The sequence below is a fragment of the Vibrio sp. AND4 genome (assembly GCF_000171815.1).
In the GTDB taxonomy this organism is placed as follows: Bacteria; Pseudomonadota; Gammaproteobacteria; order Enterobacterales; family Vibrionaceae; genus Vibrio.
In genome coordinates this window covers 29,245-48,467 of sequence record NZ_ABGR01000014.1, presented here as the reverse complement: position 1 = coordinate 48,467, position 19,223 = coordinate 29,245, and the positions used below count along the sequence as shown (strand labels likewise).

At 46.1% G+C, this 19,223-nt stretch carries 15 protein-coding genes; all 15 read right to left on the bottom strand.

Annotated features, from left to right (window positions below; genetic code table 11):
- Positions 1-32: 32 nt before the first annotated feature.
- Complete coding sequence (gene tldD, locus AND4_RS13630; RefSeq protein ID WP_009843561.1) at positions 33-1,478, bottom strand: metalloprotease TldD; 1,446 nt, start codon at positions 1,476-1,478, stop codon at positions 33-35.
- An 11-nt stretch (positions 1,479-1,489) separates the two neighbouring features.
- On the bottom strand, positions 1,490-2,311 hold the full coding sequence (locus tag AND4_RS13625; protein ID WP_009843560.1) for a carbon-nitrogen hydrolase family protein: 822 nt from the start codon (positions 2,309-2,311) through the stop codon (positions 1,490-1,492).
- A 55-nt stretch (positions 2,312-2,366) separates the two neighbouring features.
- Positions 2,367-6,245 (bottom strand): YhdP family protein, encoded by a 3,879-nt coding sequence (locus tag AND4_RS13620; RefSeq protein ID WP_009843559.1) that lies wholly within the window; start codon positions 6,243-6,245, stop codon positions 2,367-2,369.
- 11 nt (positions 6,246-6,256) lie between these two features.
- Positions 6,257-7,726, bottom strand: coding sequence for a ribonuclease G (rng, locus tag AND4_RS13615; protein WP_009843558.1), 1,470 nt, complete (start codon positions 7,724-7,726; stop codon positions 6,257-6,259).
- An 18-nt stretch (positions 7,727-7,744) separates the two neighbouring features.
- Complete coding sequence (locus AND4_RS13610; protein ID WP_009843557.1) at positions 7,745-8,314, bottom strand: Maf family protein; 570 nt, start codon at positions 8,312-8,314, stop codon at positions 7,745-7,747.
- A 4-nt stretch (positions 8,315-8,318) separates the two neighbouring features.
- Positions 8,319-8,807 (bottom strand): rod shape-determining protein MreD, encoded by a 489-nt coding sequence (gene mreD / locus AND4_RS13605; RefSeq protein WP_009843556.1) that lies wholly within the window; start codon positions 8,805-8,807, stop codon positions 8,319-8,321.
- Positions 8,797-9,687, bottom strand: coding sequence for a rod shape-determining protein MreC (gene mreC, locus AND4_RS13600; protein ID WP_009843555.1), 891 nt, complete (start codon positions 9,685-9,687; stop codon positions 8,797-8,799). Before mreC ends, mreD begins: the two co-directional genes overlap by 11 nt.
- Positions 9,688-9,834: 147 nt before the next feature.
- A complete protein-coding gene (locus AND4_RS13595; RefSeq protein ID WP_009843554.1) occupies positions 9,835-10,878 on the bottom strand; it encodes a rod shape-determining protein in 1,044 nt (347 codons plus the stop codon).
- Positions 10,879-11,030: 152 nt separating this feature from the next.
- Positions 11,031-15,395, bottom strand: coding sequence for a DUF6701 domain-containing protein (locus AND4_RS13590; RefSeq protein ID WP_009843553.1), 4,365 nt, complete (start codon positions 15,393-15,395; stop codon positions 11,031-11,033).
- A 4-nt stretch (positions 15,396-15,399) separates the two neighbouring features.
- Positions 15,400-15,834: a hypothetical protein gene (locus AND4_RS13585; RefSeq protein WP_009843552.1), complete on the bottom strand. Its 435-nt coding sequence runs from the start codon at positions 15,832-15,834 to the stop codon at positions 15,400-15,402.
- A complete protein-coding gene (locus AND4_RS13580) occupies positions 15,824-16,540 on the bottom strand; it encodes a prepilin-type N-terminal cleavage/methylation domain-containing protein (RefSeq protein ID WP_009843551.1) in 717 nt (238 codons plus the stop codon). The genes AND4_RS13585 and AND4_RS13580 overlap by 11 nt, the downstream gene beginning before the upstream one ends.
- Complete coding sequence (locus tag AND4_RS13575; protein ID WP_009843550.1) at positions 16,540-17,103, bottom strand: type II secretion system protein; 564 nt, start codon at positions 17,101-17,103, stop codon at positions 16,540-16,542. Before AND4_RS13575 ends, AND4_RS13580 begins: the two co-directional genes overlap by 1 nt.
- On the bottom strand, positions 17,100-17,663 hold the full coding sequence (locus AND4_RS13570; protein WP_009843549.1) for a type II secretion system protein: 564 nt from the start codon (positions 17,661-17,663) through the stop codon (positions 17,100-17,102). The genes AND4_RS13575 and AND4_RS13570 overlap by 4 nt, the downstream gene beginning before the upstream one ends.
- A gap of 259 nt (positions 17,664-17,922) precedes the next feature.
- Positions 17,923-18,168, bottom strand: coding sequence for a hypothetical protein (locus tag AND4_RS13565; protein WP_009843548.1), 246 nt, complete (start codon positions 18,166-18,168; stop codon positions 17,923-17,925).
- 68 nt (positions 18,169-18,236) lie between these two features.
- The gene (locus tag AND4_RS13560) at positions 18,237-18,743 is read right to left on the bottom strand and encodes a prepilin-type N-terminal cleavage/methylation domain-containing protein (RefSeq protein ID WP_009843547.1); all 507 of its coding nucleotides are present in this window, start codon (positions 18,741-18,743) and stop codon (positions 18,237-18,239) included.
- Between the last annotated feature and the right edge of the window lie 480 nt (positions 18,744-19,223).

Here is a 19,223-nt window from a genome sequence, read left to right as displayed (position 1 = left end):
AGCGCTCTTTTTAAATTTGCTAAAGATGACGTTTACTCAGTACCGCCTACCGTGATGGAATCGAGCTTCAGTGTTGGCTGACCAACGCCAACCGGTATGCTTTGACCCGCTTTACCACACACGCCAACGCCTCTGTCGATACTTAGATCGTTACCGACCATAGAAACTTGCTGCATTGCTTCAATACCAGAGCCGATAAGGGTTGCGCCTTTCACTGGACGTGTAATTTTACCATCTTCAATCAAGTAGGCTTCCGAGGCAGAGAAGACGAATTTACCAGACGTGATGTCCACCTGACCACCACCAAAGTTTGGCGCGTAAAGGCCTTTCTTCACCGTTGAGATGATTTCTTCTGGTGTGTGCTCTCCCGGGAGCATATAAGTGTTAGTCATTCGTGGCATAGGAAGGTGCGCATAAGATTCACGACGACCGTTACCCGTTGGGTTTACCCCCATGAGTCGTGCGTTCAACTTGTCTTGCATGTAGCCCTTAAGCACACCATTTTCGATAAGCGTGTTGTATTGACCATTCACACCTTCATCATCCACGTTCAATGAACCACGCAAGTCTTTCAGCGTGCCATCATCGACAATAGTACAAAGCGGAGACGTCACTTGCTCTCCGATCTTACCAGAGAACACGGAAGACTCTTTACGATTGAAATCACCTTCTAAACCGTGTCCTACCGCTTCGTGCAACAATACGCCAGGCCAGCCAGAGCCGAGTACCACTGGCATCATACCCGCAGGTGCCGCTTCTGCTTCCAGATTCACTAGCGCCATACGAATCGCTTCATCAGCAAATTGGAAGGCTTGTTTTACGCCGTTGGTTTCAGACAGGAAGAAGTCGTAACCAAAACGGCCACCACCGCCAGCGCTGCCGCGTTCACGGCGATCGCCTTTTTCAGCGAGAACACTGATTGAGAGACGCACAAGCGGGCGAATATCGCCAGCATAAGTACCGTCGGTTGCTGCAACCAGCATTTGCTCATGCACACCGCTGATACTGATTGATACTTCTTTGATCATTGGCTCTTTAGTGCGAATGTACGCATCCAAAGACAACAAGAGTTCGGTTTTTTGTTGCTTTTCCCAGCTTGCTAGAGGGTTTACTGCATCGTAATAAGCTTGGTTATCAGAGCGTTTGAATGCCTGTACTTTGCCGTTTTGACCTTGCTGCGCAATACCACGCGCTGCAATTGCACTTTGCTTCAAACCTTCTAATTGAATTTGATCTGAGTAGGCGAAACCTGTTTTCTCGCCTGTGACTGCACGTACACCGACACCACAGTCAATATTGAAAGAGCCATCTTTAATGATGCTGTCTTCTAGAACCAGAGACTCGTGCCAGCTAGACTGAAAGTAAATGTCCGCATAATCGATCTGGCGCGTCGCAATACTCGCTAGTGTGTCAGCGACGTCTTGCTCTGTCAGACCATTTGGGGCAAGGAGTGCCTGTTCTATTTGGTTTATGCTCATAGTTAGCTCTTTTATTTCCGTTTCAATTCATTTTGAAAGCGACTGTGTTGAGTCAGCGGCATATTCTGCCTTACTTGCTGGTTGTGTGACAAATCTATCTCCGCCACCAGCAACCCGACTTGGTCATTCAGTTGTCGATGAACGCGTCCCCAAGGGTCAATCACCATGGAGTGTCCCCAAGTTTGGCGACCACACGGATGCGTTCCGGTTTGCCCACAGGCAAGAATCCAACATTGGGCTTCAATCGCCCGCGCTCTTAGCAGTACTTCCCAATGCGCTTGCCCTGTAACAGCAGTAAACGCTGCGGGGACAACAATAGCTTGTGCTCCCGCTAAACGTAGCGCTTTAAACAATTCAGGAAAGCGCACATCGTAACAAATACTTAGTCCAACCGCTCCAAGGTCGGTCTCGGCCGTCACGATACGATTACCTGCAATAAAGGTGTCCGATTCTCGATAACTGCCATGCCCATCAGCAACATCCACGTCAAACATATGCAGTTTATCGTAGTGAGCAAGGCGTTTACCTTGTGGCGAGAAAACCAAGCTCGTCGTCGTCACGCCCTGGTCCGTACGAATCGGCATGCTACCCATGATTAAAGTCAGCCGATTGTGCTGCGCAATATCAGACAAACGCTGCTGAACCGGACCATCACCCAAAACCTCAGCACTATGGTGATAAGACTCTCTATCGGCAAACTGGGTGGCGTTCTCTGGCGTGACAACCAACTTAACGCCTTGCTTGGCGGCTAATGCGCACTGCTTAGCAATGAAGTCCAGGTTCTCTAAGACATCAGGACCTGATGTCATTTGGATGATACCAATACGTTCCATGTTTTCTAATCCTTGCTCCTCACAAGCGAAACTGCTCGTTGCTTGGCTAACTCAGTTACTTGGCTTGCTCACGCAGTTTTTCTGGCAACTTGAATTCTCCTTTGCTCCGAGAAATCTCTTTTACGCTTGGTGCATCCAGCGGGCCTTTCACTTCATAATTCACTTGTGTAAAGACTTCCACCACTGGAGAGATTACCGTCGAAATCGCCAGAACATACAAGGCGGTTTGCGGCGCGACTGCAAAGGCGGTCAGCACTGGGATACCAGAAGTAATGTCTGGTGTGAAGTTCACTTCCGCATCCACCAAACGGGTATTCATATTGGCGAGGCCACGGATTTTCATTTCCCCTGCCAAGGCATTCATTTCGATATCGTTAGTAACAAACACACCATCTTGGATTTTGCCCGTGCCCGTAATCGAGTTAAAAGCCATGCCTTGGTCAAAAACATCGGTAAAGTCGAGCTGCATCTTACGAATAATTGAGTCTAGGCTAAACAGACCAAGCAATCGAGCGGCACCACTGACTTGCGAGATAACACCTTTACCAAACTCAGTCGACACCTCACCTTGTAAACTTTGCGTCTTCATCGACCAAGGTGCGCCATCCCAATCTAGTGTGGCGTTAATTTCAAACGGTGCTTGTTGGATACCAGAAGTAATGCCGAAGCGCTCCATCAAGTCACTGTTATTTTCGCCCTTCACCTTGGTGGTCAAGTTAGAATGGCTGCGCGCTTCGGTCAACTCCCACCAGCCGCTCATATCAACACGGTTTTGGCCACTGCTAAAACTCACATTTTTCCATTCAATCCGGTTATTGGTGCGCTCAACATCCAAGTTCACTTTGCCGACTTTGTAACCCTGCAACCAAAAGTCATCGATATCCAAAGTTAAGTTTGGCATCTTTGCATGGAACTTGCGGTCAAAATTTGAGATCAGTGGTGCTGCTTGATCTTCGCTGGCAAACAGTGAAGCACGCTCTTTAGTTGCCTCGTCAAAACCTGGAATATATACATGTAAATGCTTGAGTGAAACCGACAGATCATTCGGCGTGAGGTACTTAGCTTTACCTTTTACTTCTTGGCTATCAACATCAATCAGCCAACTCGCATCCCTCTTACGCGCGTCTAAATCCACATCATGGAACTCTATACCACCGAGCTTGAGGTTTTTCACATCCATACTTACCCGCGTCGGCAATGGGATCGTTGGCATTTTCATGCTTTCTAACACTGACCGCGTGGTGTTTTGGGGGGCATGCATGAAGTCTGCCCAAGTATCAAAGCTAAAATCATCCAAACGAATCGAAGCATCATGCCCAACAACCGGGCTAATATCGAAACCGCCATGACCAATCACGAGGTTAGTCGCTGTTAACTGAGGTACGTCACCAGAAATATCGATTTCAGTTTGGTATTTCGCATTGGGGAGTTGTAGGCGAGCAGAAATACTCTCTTGATTACCGGAGGCTTGCAGTTTTGCTTGGCCTTTCTCGCCACGTTTTTTGGTCAGCGGATAAGGATAGTCACTGCTTAACTGGCTAAGTTGCGCCAGCACATCGACTTGATAAGTAAAACCGACATCATTGAGTTGTAAATCGATATCCATTTGCCACGGAGCATGACCTGAAACCAAACTCAACCAACGGTCACCAAGGTAAGGTTTGAGTGGATTGACTTCCCAATCACCAAGGGTATTAATGGTCACACCATACCCTTGGCCCGCATTCTTCCCTCGAAAATCAAGTGAAATGGACTGCTTCAATAACTCTGCAGAAAGGCCTGAAGTGGTCACCACGTCATTATCGAACTTGATACGACCCGTTGCATTTTCTAACGTCATCGGCGGCGCATCAATATCCACGCGGTTGTTGTTAAGATCCGCATAGCCCCATGCTCTAGGCTCTCTGTTTGTGTCAAATGGAATATTGAGTTGGAATTCTGAATACACAGGACCACTTACTTGCAGTGCCGTCAGCGCGGCCCCCACAGAGTCAACAAGCGGCGTGGCCATCATGTAGTCACGAACTTCATTACCCGGCGCACTTGCTTTGGCTTCGATCTCTATATGCCCCCCCTCTGCTAACTCGGGAATGCGCCCAGTGATTCGTTTCGCTCTAACACCATTTAGCGTGGCAGACTTTGAATCCAAATACATGGCGTCGTTTTCAAACAACAAATCGAGCTGCAAATCTGTGATGGTTGGCCAAGCAGTATCAAAGCTAAATTTGGCATTTTTCAATCCAACCCATGCTTGGAACAGGCCATTGTTTTGTTTGTATGGAAAGTCACCTAATTCGCCATACCAAAGTAGCTTGGCAGTATTGGCTTTACCACCTTGGATCGCCGTAGACAAATAATCTGTCAGATCTTGTCCAAGGGCCAAGGTTGGCAAGTAACGCCACGTCTCCCCTGCATTATAGAGATCGGCTTCTGCATAAAACGACAAAAATGGGCTTTTCTCTTGCGGAAAATCAAGACGGAATGCGCCCAGTACCTGTAAATCTGGGGTCGCAGCGGTCACTTTATCAGACCATAGACGCCAACCATTTTCATCCTGCTGCCAAATGATGTCGACTTCGCCCTGCTTGATATTTAAGGGCGCTTGAAACACCTCTCCATACGGGAAGACATCATCAATGACCGTTACCTTGGCTTTTGCCTGTTCTAGATTTCCCGAGACTTGAGCTTGCACATGACTAAAGCCCGGAAGCAGCTCCCATTGGCTTAATCCAAGATCATCCAGATCAGCAGAATAATGCAACGTATCTAAACCGCCACTCATCGATAAGCGGATGTCTTTCACCCGTCCTTTCAATGCAAGCTTGTCGAGTAAATCCGTGGTGGATTCTGACTTCGGTGCGAGCTTAATTAGCGGAGTAAGCGCTTCAATATCTAACTGGGAAAGGTTGAGTAGCCAGCCGCTCGGTTGCCAGTCGAAAGCCACATCCAACTCTGGCCAAAGCCTATTATCCGTGCGAACTTGCAGTGAGTGACCATTTACTTTCCAGCCTTTTTTATCTGGCTGCAGCTTGAAAATACCAGATTGAATCTGAAGCTGATGGCGACGACTGTCGTTCCAAGACAATTCAGAAGGTTGCAAATCAACATACGCATAGCTCGGCTGACTGTGTCTCAATGTTAGCCAGGTATCAAGGCTCACTTTCCCCGATTCGATCCCCGATTGCTCCTGCATATAAGAGGTTAACCACGGTGTCACCGCCACATCTTTAGCACTGACGTAAAACTCGCCTGACACATCTCGCAGCGATCCGAAGTCTTTAAAGTTAGCACTTACCAACAACGAGTTGAGACTCGCATCGGCAATGCTAACCGTTCCCTCTGCTAAGTGGTGTTTACCTTGGTTACTCCAACGTAACAGTTCGATATCCAAGCGACGTGTTTCACCGGAAATCGATTTATACCAAATGCGAGAATCTGTGATGGTGAAGTCTTCAAACTGACGCAGTAATAATGAGTCAAGTTGATCAATAAACTTGGTTTCATTTTTACTGGTATTTGTTTGTGGCTCTTTGCCTTCCGATTTAGACAGAAGGTCGAAAGTGCGTATATCTAAAGCAAGCTCATCTATGGTTAAGTCCGCGACCACGGGTTTAAACTGCAGAAGAGATCGAATGAGATCGAATTCAATATGAATTTCATCCACCGCAAAACGAGCATCTTGGTTATTGGGAAGATTCGCTTCTAAACCTTGCAGTGAGATAGAGGGGTGGCTGTTACGCCAAGAACCAGCAACGCTGGCAATCGAAAAGTCAAAACCTGTGTCTTGCTTGACCCAGGCTTTGATCTCATCTTGAAAGTGGTTAAGTTGTGGCAATGCCACACGCAGTGTCGTCACCAAAATGGCCAGAAGCACCAACAAAGTGACCAAGGTCCACGCGCAGAAGCGCCCGAAACGGTTAAAACCAGAATTCACAAATTTTCCAATTACATCATAACGACGTCAAACTGCTCCTGAATGTACAGGGGTTCAGCTTGAATACGAACTTGCTTACCAATAAATACCTCAAGCTCAGCGAGCGCATGGGATTCATCACCCAAGAGTGTTTCTGCTACGGAAGCTGACGCATAAACAACGAAGTTGTCTGCATCGTAAGCACGGTTGACACGCGTAATTTCTCGTAGGATTTCATAACATACTGTCTCAACAGTCTTTACACTGCCGCGACCTACACAAGTAGGACAGCTTGAACACAGGATATGTTCAATACTTTCACGCGTTCGCTTACGGGTCATCTCAACTAAGCCTAGCTGAGTAAAACCGTTGATATTGGTTTTCACTCGATCTTTTGATAACGCCGTTTCAAGTGAAACAAGCACACGTTTTCGGTGCTCTTCCGATGCCATATCGATAAAATCAATGATGATGATACCACCTAAGTTACGCAGGCGGAGCTGACGAGCGATCGCTTGAGTCGCTTCGACATTGGTGTTGAAAATGGTTTCTTCAAGGTTGCGTCGGCCAACAAACGCACCAGTATTAATGTCAACCGTTGTCATCGCTTCAGTTTGATCTATGATCAGGTAGCCACCAGACTTAAGCTCAACTTTACGTTCTAAAGAGCGTTGAATTTCGTTCTCTGTGTCGTACATATCAAAAATAGGCTTGTCACCTTCGTACAGCTCAAGCTTGTCTGTCAATTCCGGGACGTATTCAGAGGTGAATTCTTTTAGGTGCTCGAATTCAAGACGAGAATCAACCATAACCTTGTCCAGCTCAGTACCAACGAAATCACGTAAAATACGCTGTGCTAAACCTAGCTCTCCGTACAAAGTCGAACGCGTTTTGTACTTCGCTCGGCGCTCCATCACCTTTTGCCATAAGCGCTTCAAAAAGGCCGCATCTTGAGAAAGCTCTTTCTCGTCTGCGCCTTCTGCTGCTGTGCGAATGATAAAACCACCGTGCTCGTCACAGTAGCGATTGACGACTTTCTTCAATCGTTCACGTTCACTTTCACTTTCAATACGCTGAGAAACGCCAACATGGCTCGCCCCCGGCATAAAGACAAGATAACGTGATGGCAGAGTGATATCTGTGGTCAAGCGCGCGCCCTTGGTGCCTAGCGGGTCTTTAACCACCTGCACGACAATATCCTGACCTTGGCGAACCAACTCAGAAATATCACGAACTTGAAACTGTTTTTTTTCGTTCTCTGCAACACATTCTGTATGCGGAACGATATCTGACGCATGCAGGAACGCCGCTTTCTCCAAACCAATGTCGACAAACGCTGCTTGCATCCCAGGCAATACCCGGCTTACTTTACCTTTGTAAATATTACCAACAATGCCGCGACGCGACTCACGTTCTATATGAACTTCTTGTAGCACTCCACCTTCAATCATGGCCACACGAGTTTCACTCGGGGTCACGTTTAACAGCAATTCCGCACTCATGTGCACACCTCAAAACAATTATAAAAATTCTTGAATTAGCTGATCGGTTTCGAACAAAGGTAAGCCTACTACGGCGTGATAACTGCCTTCTATCCGAGTGACAAAGCGCCCGCCAAGCCCCTGAATACCATAACTTCCAGCTTTATCGCATGGTTCGCCTGAATGCCAGTATCGTTCTATTTCTTTGTCAGTCAGCGTTTTGAACCACACATCAGTGATAACAACCACTGAATGTTGTTGTACTTTTGACACTATGCTCACCGCGGTCATCACTTGATGCTGACGACCGGATAAATTACTGAGCATACGCTTTGAATCTTCGAAGTTTTTAGGTTTTTCTAATACGTGGTTATCGCACACTACTACGGTGTCAGAGCCCAAAACAACGGAATCAGGCTTAGCCATCGCTAAGCCTGCTTGAGCCTTTTCCAAAGAGAGACGCAAAACATAGTCTTTTGCTTGCTCATGGTCTTGTTTGGCTTCCTCTATGTTAGGAAGAACAATATCAAAGTCATAACCTAACTGAGCAAGCAGCTCTTTTCTTCTCGGAGAACCCGATGACAGAACGAGGGATAAGCCCTTTTTCACAACGCTACCTTACGTGCCATGCGCGACGGACGCGTCGCATCAATAAAAACATCCATGGCCAAAGTATACAATTTATTGCAGCAGTCCACAGGGATAATGGGTTAAATACGACATCTTGATTTAAATACTCCCCACAGAAGATAAGGAGCTCCAAGATCACAGTAAAAAAGGCAATTAAAATAGACTGTTGCCACAGTGCCATGTTGCGGATCACCAAGAAGTTCAATGCCACCAAGTAGATAATGATCGACATCATCATCCCTCGGATACCAAGCGTCGAGCCAATCAAAATATCCCAAAGTAAACCTAAAATCAGCGCGGAGCCAACGTTAACACGTTGCGGCAACGCTAACACCCAGTAGCAGGTCACGAGGAATAACCACGATGGGCGCAACAAATCGAGAGCACCCGGCCATGGTATCGTCTGTAAAACTAACGCAACAAAGAAGCTGACGCCGATGACCATGCGGCTTCTAAATACACTATTGGCCATCGGTTACCTCTTGTTCTGAGTCTTCTTCAACATTGGATTGTAATGCTTTGTGCTGACGGTCTTCATTCGGCCAAATCAACAGCAGATAACGTAGACGATCAAACTCAACCACTGGCTCAGCTTTGATCGATGCAAACTCTTGGCGAGTGTCATGATCCACATTCGTTACCGTCGCAACGGGATAACCCTCTGGATAAATACCACCAAGACCAGATGTCACTAGCAAGTCACCTACTTGGATATCGGTGCTGGTTGGAATGTGTTCCAAATGGATCTCATCTACTTCGCCGTTCCCTGAGGCGATGACACGAATATCATTGCGAATCACCTGAACTGGAATCGCGTTTTTCGCGTCAGTGAGCAGCAGAACACGTGCATTATGCGCTGCGACAAACGTCACCTGACCAACAATGCCTTTCTCGTTAATGACAGGCTGACCAACGTACACGCCATCAATATGACCTTTATCGATCACCACTTGGTGACGATATGGTGACGTATCCACAGCCATCACTTCGGTTACAACTTTCTTCTCGTCACGGACGAATGAAGAACCAAGCAGTTTACGTAGGCGTTGGTTTTCTTCTCTATATTGGTCTAACAAGATCAGCTCGCTCTTCAACCGAAGTACTTCGCGCTTTAAATTACGATTGTCTTCAATCAGAGCCTGATGAGTATTTAAACGTTCGAACATCCCATCAAACAAGCTACGAGGCATATTGGCTGCATACTGAATAGGCGCAACCATACTGTTCAATAGATATCGGACATGAGAAAACGTATCGAGACGGTTATCAGCCAGCATTAAGCTCGCCGACACGATGACAGCAAAAAACAGACGCAATTGCAGAGATGGGCCTCTGCCGAAAATCGGTTTCATCTTGTTTTTAACCTGATTGCTACCATGATTATTGAGTCTTACTTCGCAACCTTAGAATTCGACATAATCAGATTCTAGGTATAGAGCAGATTGAAAATACAGAGAGCGGAAATGCAGGTGAAGCCCAAATGGACTTCACCTTCATGTTTATTCTTCAGAGAAGAGATCGCCACCGTGCACGTCGATCATTTCCAGTGCTTTACCACCACCACGAGCCACACATGTTAGTGGTTCTTCAGCGATAACCACTGGAATACCAGTTTCTTCCATCAGTAAACGGTCTAGGTCTTTCAATAGCGCACCACCACCTGTTAATACCATACCGTTTTCAGAGATATCCGATGCAAGTTCTGGTGGACACTGTTCAAGTGCAACCATTACTGCAGACACAATACCCGATAGTGGCTCTTGCAGCGCTTCAAGAATTTCGTTTGAGTTCAAGCTAAAGCTACGTGGCACACCTTCCGCAAGGTTACGACCGCGAACTTCGATCTCTAGTACTTCATCACCAGGGTAAGCTGAGCCAATTTCGTGTTTGATCTTTTCAGCCGTCGCTTCGCCGATCAAGCTACCGTAATTACGACGCACGTAATTAATCACAGCCTCGTCAAAACGGTCACCACCGATACGTACAGAAGAAGAGTAGACCACACCGTTTAGGGAGATAACTGCAACCTCCGTTGTACCACCACCGATATCGACCACCATTGAACCCGTTGGCTCAGATACACGAAGGCCAGCACCGATTGCTGCCGCCATTGGCTCGTCAATAAGGTAAACTTCACGCGCACCCGCACCTAATGCCGATTCGCGAATCGCGCGACGCTCAACTTGAGTCGAGCCACAAGGAACACAAACCAACACACGTGGGCTTGGCTTAAGGAAGCTGTTGTCATGCACTTGCTTGATGAAGTGCTGAAGCATTTTTTCTGTTACATAAAAATCGGCGATAACGCCATCTTTCATTGGGCGGATTGCTGAGATGTTGCCCGGCGTACGTCCAAGCATCTGTTTTGCTGCATGGCCTACAGCAGCAACGCTTTTTGCAGAACCTACACGATCTTGGCGAATAGCAACTACAGAAGGTTCATCAAGGACAATACCCTGCCCTTTTACGTAAATTAGAGTGTTGGCAGTACCTAAATCGATAGATAGGTCGTTAGAAAACATGCCACGAAGTTTTTTAAACATATTCTTCGCTCATCCTGCAAAAATTTAGAAGACAAAAATTGTCTTAAATGTACCAATGCCTCGCTGCTACAGCAAGGTATTGCTACACAAACATGCGCAGAAAGCCCCATTTTCTTGCAGTTTCCTTACTTAACGCAAAAAACCGAGGTTTGTTATTGCCCAGTCACCCCAGGTTCGCCACGATAAATCACTCGATCATTACCACGGTGAATACCAAAGGTGATGACAGATGATGGATTATCTTCATCTAGGCTATCTTTATCCCAGTTGTATTTGAGCCATGAATATCCATTTGCATAGTCATCAAGATCCAACCAAACACGCGTCTGCTGACGGTATGATTCCGCCTCCTGCGCGGTTACAGATCGAGAGTAACCCGCAGAAACCCTACCACCCGATCCAAACGTAACGGCTTTAGGAGCTGCATCAGGGCCATCAGGCCAAATATGCTTTTCGGCCGCCGTAACACCTCTCACATCAGTTTGATTATCGTTCGGGTTCGCAATAAAGCGGTGACCATTCCAATATTCGACGCGTAATGGCACTCTCAGTGTCGCCCCCTGATGACCACCAACATCATCGAGATCGACACGGCCAAAGCGAATGTCAGGCTGCGGGTCCAAGGCTGAATCAGTTTCAATCACGATGACAGGATCCTCACTACTACTTGAAGCTGCGATTGAAACTAAAGTATCTCTACCTTGCTCAAATAAGTTAAGTGGTCCATCGGGGTAATGCGGGCCGTCACCTTTCGCCATAAGCAAACCATTACCACTTAAACCTGTCGCGTCATCACTCCCCCCCCCATAGCGCCCAACACTCCTCGATACGACCAGTGCTTTGCCTAAACTTTCTTTCCATGTTCCGCTGTACGTCTTCGCCGCTGAGAAACGAGAAACGTAATCCCCCCGCTCATACAGATTGAATTTAGCCAACAAGGGAGGATCAAAAAACGAGTAATTCGTTAACGTTCCTTTATTTGCCCCCAACGCCTCAACATAGAACTTGCTCACACCAAACGGCTGATTCATATAGGCAAAGCCCTGTCCATTTGGGTAATTCCAAACCGCACTTTCATCTGGGTAAACTTTAAAGTATTTAGGGTAGATTCGACCAATGACGCCCTTCGCAGGTTCAATCACAAACGCTTTACTGCCCAAGTAAGCTTTTGGCGGCGTTACGGTCAATTCAAACGCCCCGACTTCCGAGATACTTTGCTCAATCGAGTCTTTCGCGTCTTGAGGTGTATCATGATCGTACACATCTGCCCGCAGAACACCGGCAGATAAAGCCCCTGTTGTTGGGTAAGTCACTTTATGAACGACGGATAATCCATTTTGCTGATAGTTTCTCGCTAATGCCCCGCCGAATTGATGCGCCGTAACGGACATAGTGAAGGTTTCACCAGCAGCGACAAAGCCTTTAGTGCAAGAGTCCGAATCACATTGCCCACCATTAGTTGAAAGCGAGAGATAAGCAGGGAAGCTGACGAAGCTATTTCTTCCTGGTGCCTGCTTCTCATCTTTTATTTTTGCCTTCAGTACGACTCTTCCTACTTCTGGATATCTCAGGTTAAAATACGCCTTGCCTTGCTCGTTAAAGTAAACGCCTCTAACCTTTTTGCGTTCTGTACCGAGGCGAACCTCATCACTGAAGGTACCATCACGCTTTTTGAAAGAGACGTAAGCGGGCACTGATACAACATTCGTTGTCGGCTTTCTAATTTTTATCCACAACACAATATCCCGATTTTCACCATCCCCCTCTTGCTGGTCCGGTAAGCTGCAAAACTCTAAATAAGGCAAACTTTGATGGCTGTATTGGTGCTGCCCCTTAGCATTTAAGAAGGGCTTACCCGCGATCTTATCTGGGACCATGACACCCAGTACGTCAGACTTGAATGAAATTGTGCAGTTTTTCTCAGATTGTGGGCCGTCATTGATGCACTTGACTTCATCAAAGCCAAGCTGCTGAACAGAGCTCTCTGCGATACCTAGCTGGGCATCCCCTGAACGAAAAGCTTTCAACTTCAATGAGACAGAGTCACTAAAAGTAACGCTGTCGCCGCCTTCCCATGCCACCAAAGAATCAGATTTTGGCAATAAAGAGACCGTCACAGGATCAACTTTTGATCTCGAGTTTGAGTTCAACACTGAAGACGGATAGGTCTTCGAGCAAGATGCATTCATACATGCTCGTAGTGTTACCTCGGACGCCTGACAAATACTGCCAGTACCGGAGTAATCAAATTGGAAATGGTGAATCCCTTTCTTTATTTTCTGGTATTTGCGAGCACAAACTTGGAAGTTATCGATTTCATGCGTATTGGTTGAGTCTCCAGTAGAAGCGGTAACTGAAATACGGAAGTTTTCTGGTGTGTAATTGAAATTGCCTTCTTTCAATATGTCAAAAGTCTTAATGACTTCTTCCCATCGACCATTAACACCAATCTTTCTGTGTACGGACAGTGTCTTTGCCCCCGAACGGTGAGAAGTCAAAGCAACCTTATAGCGGTGAGGAATCGTCGAACGCCCATCCAATGGCTGGTTAAACTGCCTTCCTCTGATGTACTTGTAACCTTTTAGCCATTTACCATTGATGTCTTTAATGCCAGGGCCACGAACGCCAACACTGTTTGGCATAACATCGCTTGCAAGGTTTTCTTCGCCTTCTCGATAAAAATTACCGTATTCATCAATACCTATACCTATCCAGCCCCCAGCAAAGCCTTCAACATCATGAGAAATTTCATCAGAGTGGTTTTTGTATAATTTCATACCATAACCTAATGGCCCACCAAAAGCCCCCGTTTGCAAAGGCACATTGGCATCAGACAAAACCAAAGCCACACCATCAGCACCTTGAATGCCGCCATCATAAGCAAAGTGGTCAAACTCAATTTCTAGATAATTTCTGTCCGATGGAAACACATAGTTGTAAGCGGAGGCTGTCGCTTGACGAGGCGTATTGTTATTTAGCCGAAATCGTCCATTAACAACTTGTGGCTTGATGCTGCTGCCATACCCAATAACAGACCAATTGTCCGCATTAGGTGAATCGAAGGTTTCTACGAGAAGCTGATCACATTGCTGCACTGGGGGCTCAACTGGACACGAATAAAAAGGCTTTTGAATTACCACGTTCTTATTCATCGTAAGATGACGCGCAGTAACAGAACCGTTCACCGTAATAGGGTTATTGAAATTAACGCTATCGGCTAAGATAAAGCCATAGAACGCTTTAGATTTGGTTTGAAAGTCTACTGACGCATTTGGCGCATAAATTGTTGCGTAATATTGGGTGGTGACATCGATAGGGTTAGCGAAAACAACGGAATCACCACTCACATTGATTCTGGCGTTGTTGTAGAAAGAATACTTGGTGTGTCCCACATGTTCCCAATGCTCTAAGGTGACCGTAGCATCTTGAGGAATCACGATTCGCAAATCATCATTCGGCCCTGCTTCAACCGTTAAATGACGGACGTTAGTGCCATCAGGTAGAATCACTTTAACTTGATCAAAGCGTGAGTTGTTTTGATTGACCTCTAAACGATTGAGATTACTTCCGATTTGAATTTCTATGCCGCTCTTGCCATTGATAGAGTAACGTGTCGCGCTACACAAGTCAGTGCTATCACACAAGCTGTCTATATTATCGACCTGCAACGATAGCGATTGGTCACCAAAAGCAGTTTGAATACCAAGCGGCTGGGCGGCTTTTCTCGCTTCTAGTTGCCCATCGTTATTACCGACGTCACAACCCGAATCATCCCCACAAATAGGAAGACGATACAATCTATCTCGCGCATCATCTGTATTCGCTTTGTCAAAACCCGCCAGAATATACTTAGGTTGATTCGGTTGCTGGGCGTTCGGCGAGTAGTAAAAAAGGTCCTCTTTATCGGTTAGGGTGAAGAAGTTCTTATAATCTTCAGACCAACCTAGCGCGCGCGCACTTTGCGTGGATACATTTAGCGTATTTTGTGAATAGCCCCTCATGCCCTGAATCGGCTCGGGAAAGTATTGACACACATTGTTAGGTAATTTTGCTTGTACTGGGGCCGATGAATGACCAGAACAATCAAATCCACTTAAGCTCCCTTGCTCAGAAAGCCGCAAAGGACCATTTTTCAACTTCACGTTACTTATCGTCGCCATGAGTTGCCAGTCACTGTCCCCGGCAAACTTACGAGAATAGATTAATGTCCCAGAGTTGGTGGCGGGATTGACGTTCGCCTTATGCTCAATACGAATATTATAGGGTTGACCTTTTAATAGGTTCTGCTCTTGAAAGTAAAAACGAGCCGCCCAATGGCTAGAACCATTATGCCAAAGCACTTCTTGAGGGGTGAGCTCCGTCTCTTCTAAATAAACATAGCTATCTGGTGCAATACTTGTCACGTCAAAGGTCACGGTAAAGTCTTGATTACCATAAACCTCACAGGTTTTCGCTTGAGCCGATAAATTCATTAAGCAAGCAAACATTGGAATAAGAATAGATATTATTTTTTTCATTAGATTATTCCCGTACCCAAATCTCTTGTTGACGCTGTACTTGTGTACTCCCAGAGCCGCAAGTTGCTATGGATTGCACACGAAATAGAGACTCGGCTTCAGAGGTACCCGCGTTAAATGTACCAATATTTGAGCATGTCATGGCCTTAAGCTTACAGCCTGTCTCTTCTGTCACATTGGGGATCGCACCATCCACAGTATTAGTGCAGATACCCGCAACATCAGGATCACGATTATCTAGCGGGTAGAGCTGTGTCAGTGCCCATTCATTGGCAGACTGAGCAATAAACCAAGCTTTGGTACCGAGAAGTTCTCTGGTTAGCGTGCTTTGGTTTGACCAACTCACTTTCATTAACGATGCCGCCAAATAACCCAGCACAATAATGACGAACAAAACCACAATAAGGACATGACCCTGTTGACTATTCTTACGGAACATTAAGCACCTGCACGTCTTGTTGGTAAACACTGCGCTCGCCATTTTGAGTAAACTCTAAATTGAGATGAACGATACCGCCTCGTTGTAGGGTGGGTTCCAAGTAATGCATATCACTCGCTGAGGTATCAACACTGTCGGCCACCGTAATACCGTTACGCGTAATATGTTGATTAGTGAAGCAGTAACGCACTTCAGAATTATCTTGATAAATATAATGACGACGAGCGATGGAAGTTGCGCCAAGCGTACTTGCAGCGCCACTGACAACAAATACCTCGCCAGTCTTTTTTGCTAGGCCGCCGACCGCTAAACTCTGCGAAGAAGTGGGGTGTAAATCGTCAAAACGACTGGGATTAATCACCATCCTGCGATTTGCAGGAATCAGGTTTAGTGTTGGGTCATGACCAATGAGAAACGCCAAGTCATTGTTCGTTAATTTATACACACCGGCATATTCAATCGGAACGAACTCTAAACAGTTTTCAGCGCCCTTGGGCACATGAAAGCTATTTGGAACCGCATGACGAATTTCACGCGACATTTTTTCTAAGACGAACAGAGCTTGAGTTTGCATGCGCTGACGCTCAATGGTATCGACATAGCCTTTCATACCAAACTGAACATAACCAGCAATACCAAGCATGATAACGCTACCGATCACTATGGTGGTGATCATCTCCATGAGGGTAAAACCACGAACTTTCATCAGTAGTTGCCTCTAATGGCTGTAAGCTTAAGTGGCTGGGTGTTGCTCGCAAAAACGGTCACAGTGATTTTTTTATAGTTAGTCATGCCTATTACTGGTGCAACTAAATTGTCGTACCCCACCCCCACTTCAACGCGGAAATTAGGGTACTTATCTTCACTGCTTGTGCCTAAGATACTGGAGAGAGTGCCACGACTCGTGCCTTGGCATTGAGCAACCGTCGTTGGCGTACTCCAACAACCGATGTAATCATCGACATCGTCAAAATTTTCGGGAATAGACTCACCAGAGTCAGGACCGAGATTGGCTGGTAGGGTGCAGGAAGTCGAGTTCTCACCACAACGCAATAGACCGCCATCAAAGTCGCTGTTCTCGTCAAAGCCACGCGCCAAAATTTGTGACATAAAGCTTTGCCCTAGTGCAGCTGCCCGAGTTTGATAGTGAGGCTTTGCAGAATCGCGAATTTGCGGTACGAGGAAGGAAGTAAACGCCGCCATTGCAATCCCCATCAGGACAATGACCATGATCATTTCAACCAATGTGATACCGAGCTGCTTTATCATGAGCAGGTTCCTTCAACGGCAGACCCCTGAGCAACGTAACCTTGAGAGTTAATCAGCACTCGGCACTGGCTTTGTCCATTTGCATCACGGATAACAATCGACACACCACCAGAAGCAGCGCGGAGAGGATTACCCAATAGATTAAATTCAATCGGTCCCGAGAGGCCATTAATCATGGAAAACTGTGCTGAGCTGTCGATAACAACATCACTTCGAGCCGCTCGTGGGTTACTTGCCAGATTGCAGGCGGCCACAGACCCGATACAAGAGCTGGTGATGGCTAAGCAAAAGTTGGTGTAACTGGTGTCCTCTCCCGCTTGGTAACTGCTGGGCAGACATCTGTCTGGGTAAGGCTTGTCGGGGGTGTTGATATTCGACTGCATGCGATTGAGTTGGACTTGGCGAATCACAGAGATCGCTTGCTCTTGCAGTGCAAAGGCAGACACACTGCTTTTACCGATAAAACGGCTAGCAGCAAACAGGGACAGTATAGACAAGAGAACGATAACTAGAATCAGCTCCATCAAGGTGAACCCCAATAAAGAGCAGCGAACTTTCATAACCCAACCTTATACCGAACGTAGTAACTAACTGGTCATTCTGCGCTCGATAACGTCATTTAAAATTTGGATTGTAGAATCACGACTTATCGACATGTTTACCTTATTATCACGCATTTTTTACACTATTTTTACACTTTTACTGTGAAAGATATTAAACACAGACAAGCAAAGCGACGACAAGATAACAGCGTGAGAATAATGATAAATTGATAAAATTCAGATTTGAACAGTGCGCGGGAAAGATAACCATCACAGGTTATTTTTCTCTTTTGGAGCGCTCCAGTTCCTCTTCAATTCGGTCGTAGGTTTCTTTGTTGCTTAGTGTCTCTGAAACATGCTCAGCGGTTTGCTTGGTGTGCTGCCATTTTGCTTCATAAGTCTCTAATTCAAAGATTTCTGGTTCAACACTGATAAACCTTGGCAATACTACATAGCCGACCACAGCGAAAATAATCAGTACAGACACAAACTCGATTGCACTAAGGCCTGATAATTTACGCATAGCAACTATTCCGAGATCAAGCAAAGTAAACAGAGCAAGGCCAGACTAGCTGGCCTTTGAAGCATACATTAACATCCTCTCGTCACTGCTCGAGAGTATGCTGGAGTGTTCTCATCAGCAGCCTCGACATAAATAACGTAACAACCTGTTGCATTTTCTGCATCATTTGCATCAAACGCCCAACCTGCTGCTGCTGTTGTGACGAAGCCATAAGTACGTGTTGCTCCCGGTACATTAGTAACAGTTACACCAGTCATGATTTCCCATTCATCAGCCAGGCCAGAGACTGCTTCAGGCAAATCTGCAACGGTTGGGTAACCAAAGTTTGTCAAGATATTTTCAGTAGCCGGAGCTGGAGTGTTCGTAGATGCTAATGCTTCCTCCCCCTCAACCGCTGATTTACCATATACAATACCAGACGCACCATTGATAGCACCTTTTAAACCCTCAAGAGCAGACGCTCGAGCATCACCTTGCAGGTTAAGGAAACGGGGCGCTGCAGTCACCGCTAGAATACCTAGAATTACAATTACCACTACCAATTCGATAAGGGTAAAACCGCCTTGTCTTTTCATTGTTTACTCTCTCTATATAAGCATGCAGAAGACTGCAAAATTTATCGGTCATGTGACCATTTGGGGTATTGTCACAAGGTTTGTGCTCGCAGCACACGTTAATGAGTCTGTTGAGTGAGCGCACTCTCTACCGCATGAACAAATGATGATTCGCTATGGTTAAGTTAAGGCGGTTTACAAAAGAAACCTAACCAAAAAATAACCTTTCATAACAACTTTTTGCCTATGAAGACAATTGCATTATACCGCCTTCCATTCTAGGTGGTAATATTAAAGTGTCAAAAATCCTACTTAGTCGACATTTCGGCGTCTGTTTTCAGATAATTAGCCTTCGATAAAACAACAACTCTCTGTCCGATTTGATCGCTTTGATGATGTGTAAATCATCACTTTTAATTACTCCACGAACTTCTGATAAATGAATCGCTATAACTTTACGTTGTCGATCATGTTTGCACCAATGGTCAATACCACCAGCAT

What these genes read in the sequence shown, in the direction of transcription:
- tldD (WP_009843561.1), bottom strand. Translation starts at nt 1,478, where the DNA reads ATGAGCATAAACCAAATAGAACAGGCACTCCTTGCCCCAAATGGTCTG.
- AND4_RS13625 (WP_009843560.1), bottom strand. Translation starts at nt 2,311, where the DNA reads ATGGAACGTATTGGTATCATCCAAATGACATCAGGTCCTGATGTCTTA.
- rng (WP_009843558.1), bottom strand. Translation starts at nt 7,726, where the DNA reads ATGAGTGCGGAATTGCTGTTAAACGTGACCCCGAGTGAAACTCGTGTG.
- mreD (WP_009843556.1), bottom strand. Translation starts at nt 8,807, where the DNA reads ATGGCCAATAGTGTATTTAGAAGCCGCATGGTCATCGGCGTCAGCTTC.
- mreC (WP_009843555.1), bottom strand. Translation starts at nt 9,687, where the DNA reads ATGAAACCGATTTTCGGCAGAGGCCCATCTCTGCAATTGCGTCTGTTT.
- AND4_RS13595 (WP_009843554.1), bottom strand. Translation starts at nt 10,878, where the DNA reads ATGTTTAAAAAACTTCGTGGCATGTTTTCTAACGACCTATCTATCGAT.
- AND4_RS13590 (WP_009843553.1), bottom strand. Translation starts at nt 15,395, where the DNA reads ATGAAAAAAATAATATCTATTCTTATTCCAATGTTTGCTTGCTTAATG.
- AND4_RS13585 (WP_009843552.1), bottom strand. Translation starts at nt 15,834, where the DNA reads ATGTTCCGTAAGAATAGTCAACAGGGTCATGTCCTTATTGTGGTTTTG.
- AND4_RS13580 (WP_009843551.1), bottom strand. Translation starts at nt 16,540, where the DNA reads ATGAAAGTTCGTGGTTTTACCCTCATGGAGATGATCACCACCATAGTG.
- AND4_RS13575 (WP_009843550.1), bottom strand. Translation starts at nt 17,103, where the DNA reads ATGATAAAGCAGCTCGGTATCACATTGGTTGAAATGATCATGGTCATT.
- AND4_RS13570 (WP_009843549.1), bottom strand. Translation starts at nt 17,663, where the DNA reads ATGAAAGTTCGCTGCTCTTTATTGGGGTTCACCTTGATGGAGCTGATT.
- AND4_RS13565 (WP_009843548.1), bottom strand. Translation starts at nt 18,168, where the DNA reads ATGCGTAAATTATCAGGCCTTAGTGCAATCGAGTTTGTGTCTGTACTG.
- AND4_RS13560 (WP_009843547.1), bottom strand. Translation starts at nt 18,743, where the DNA reads ATGAAAAGACAAGGCGGTTTTACCCTTATCGAATTGGTAGTGGTAATT.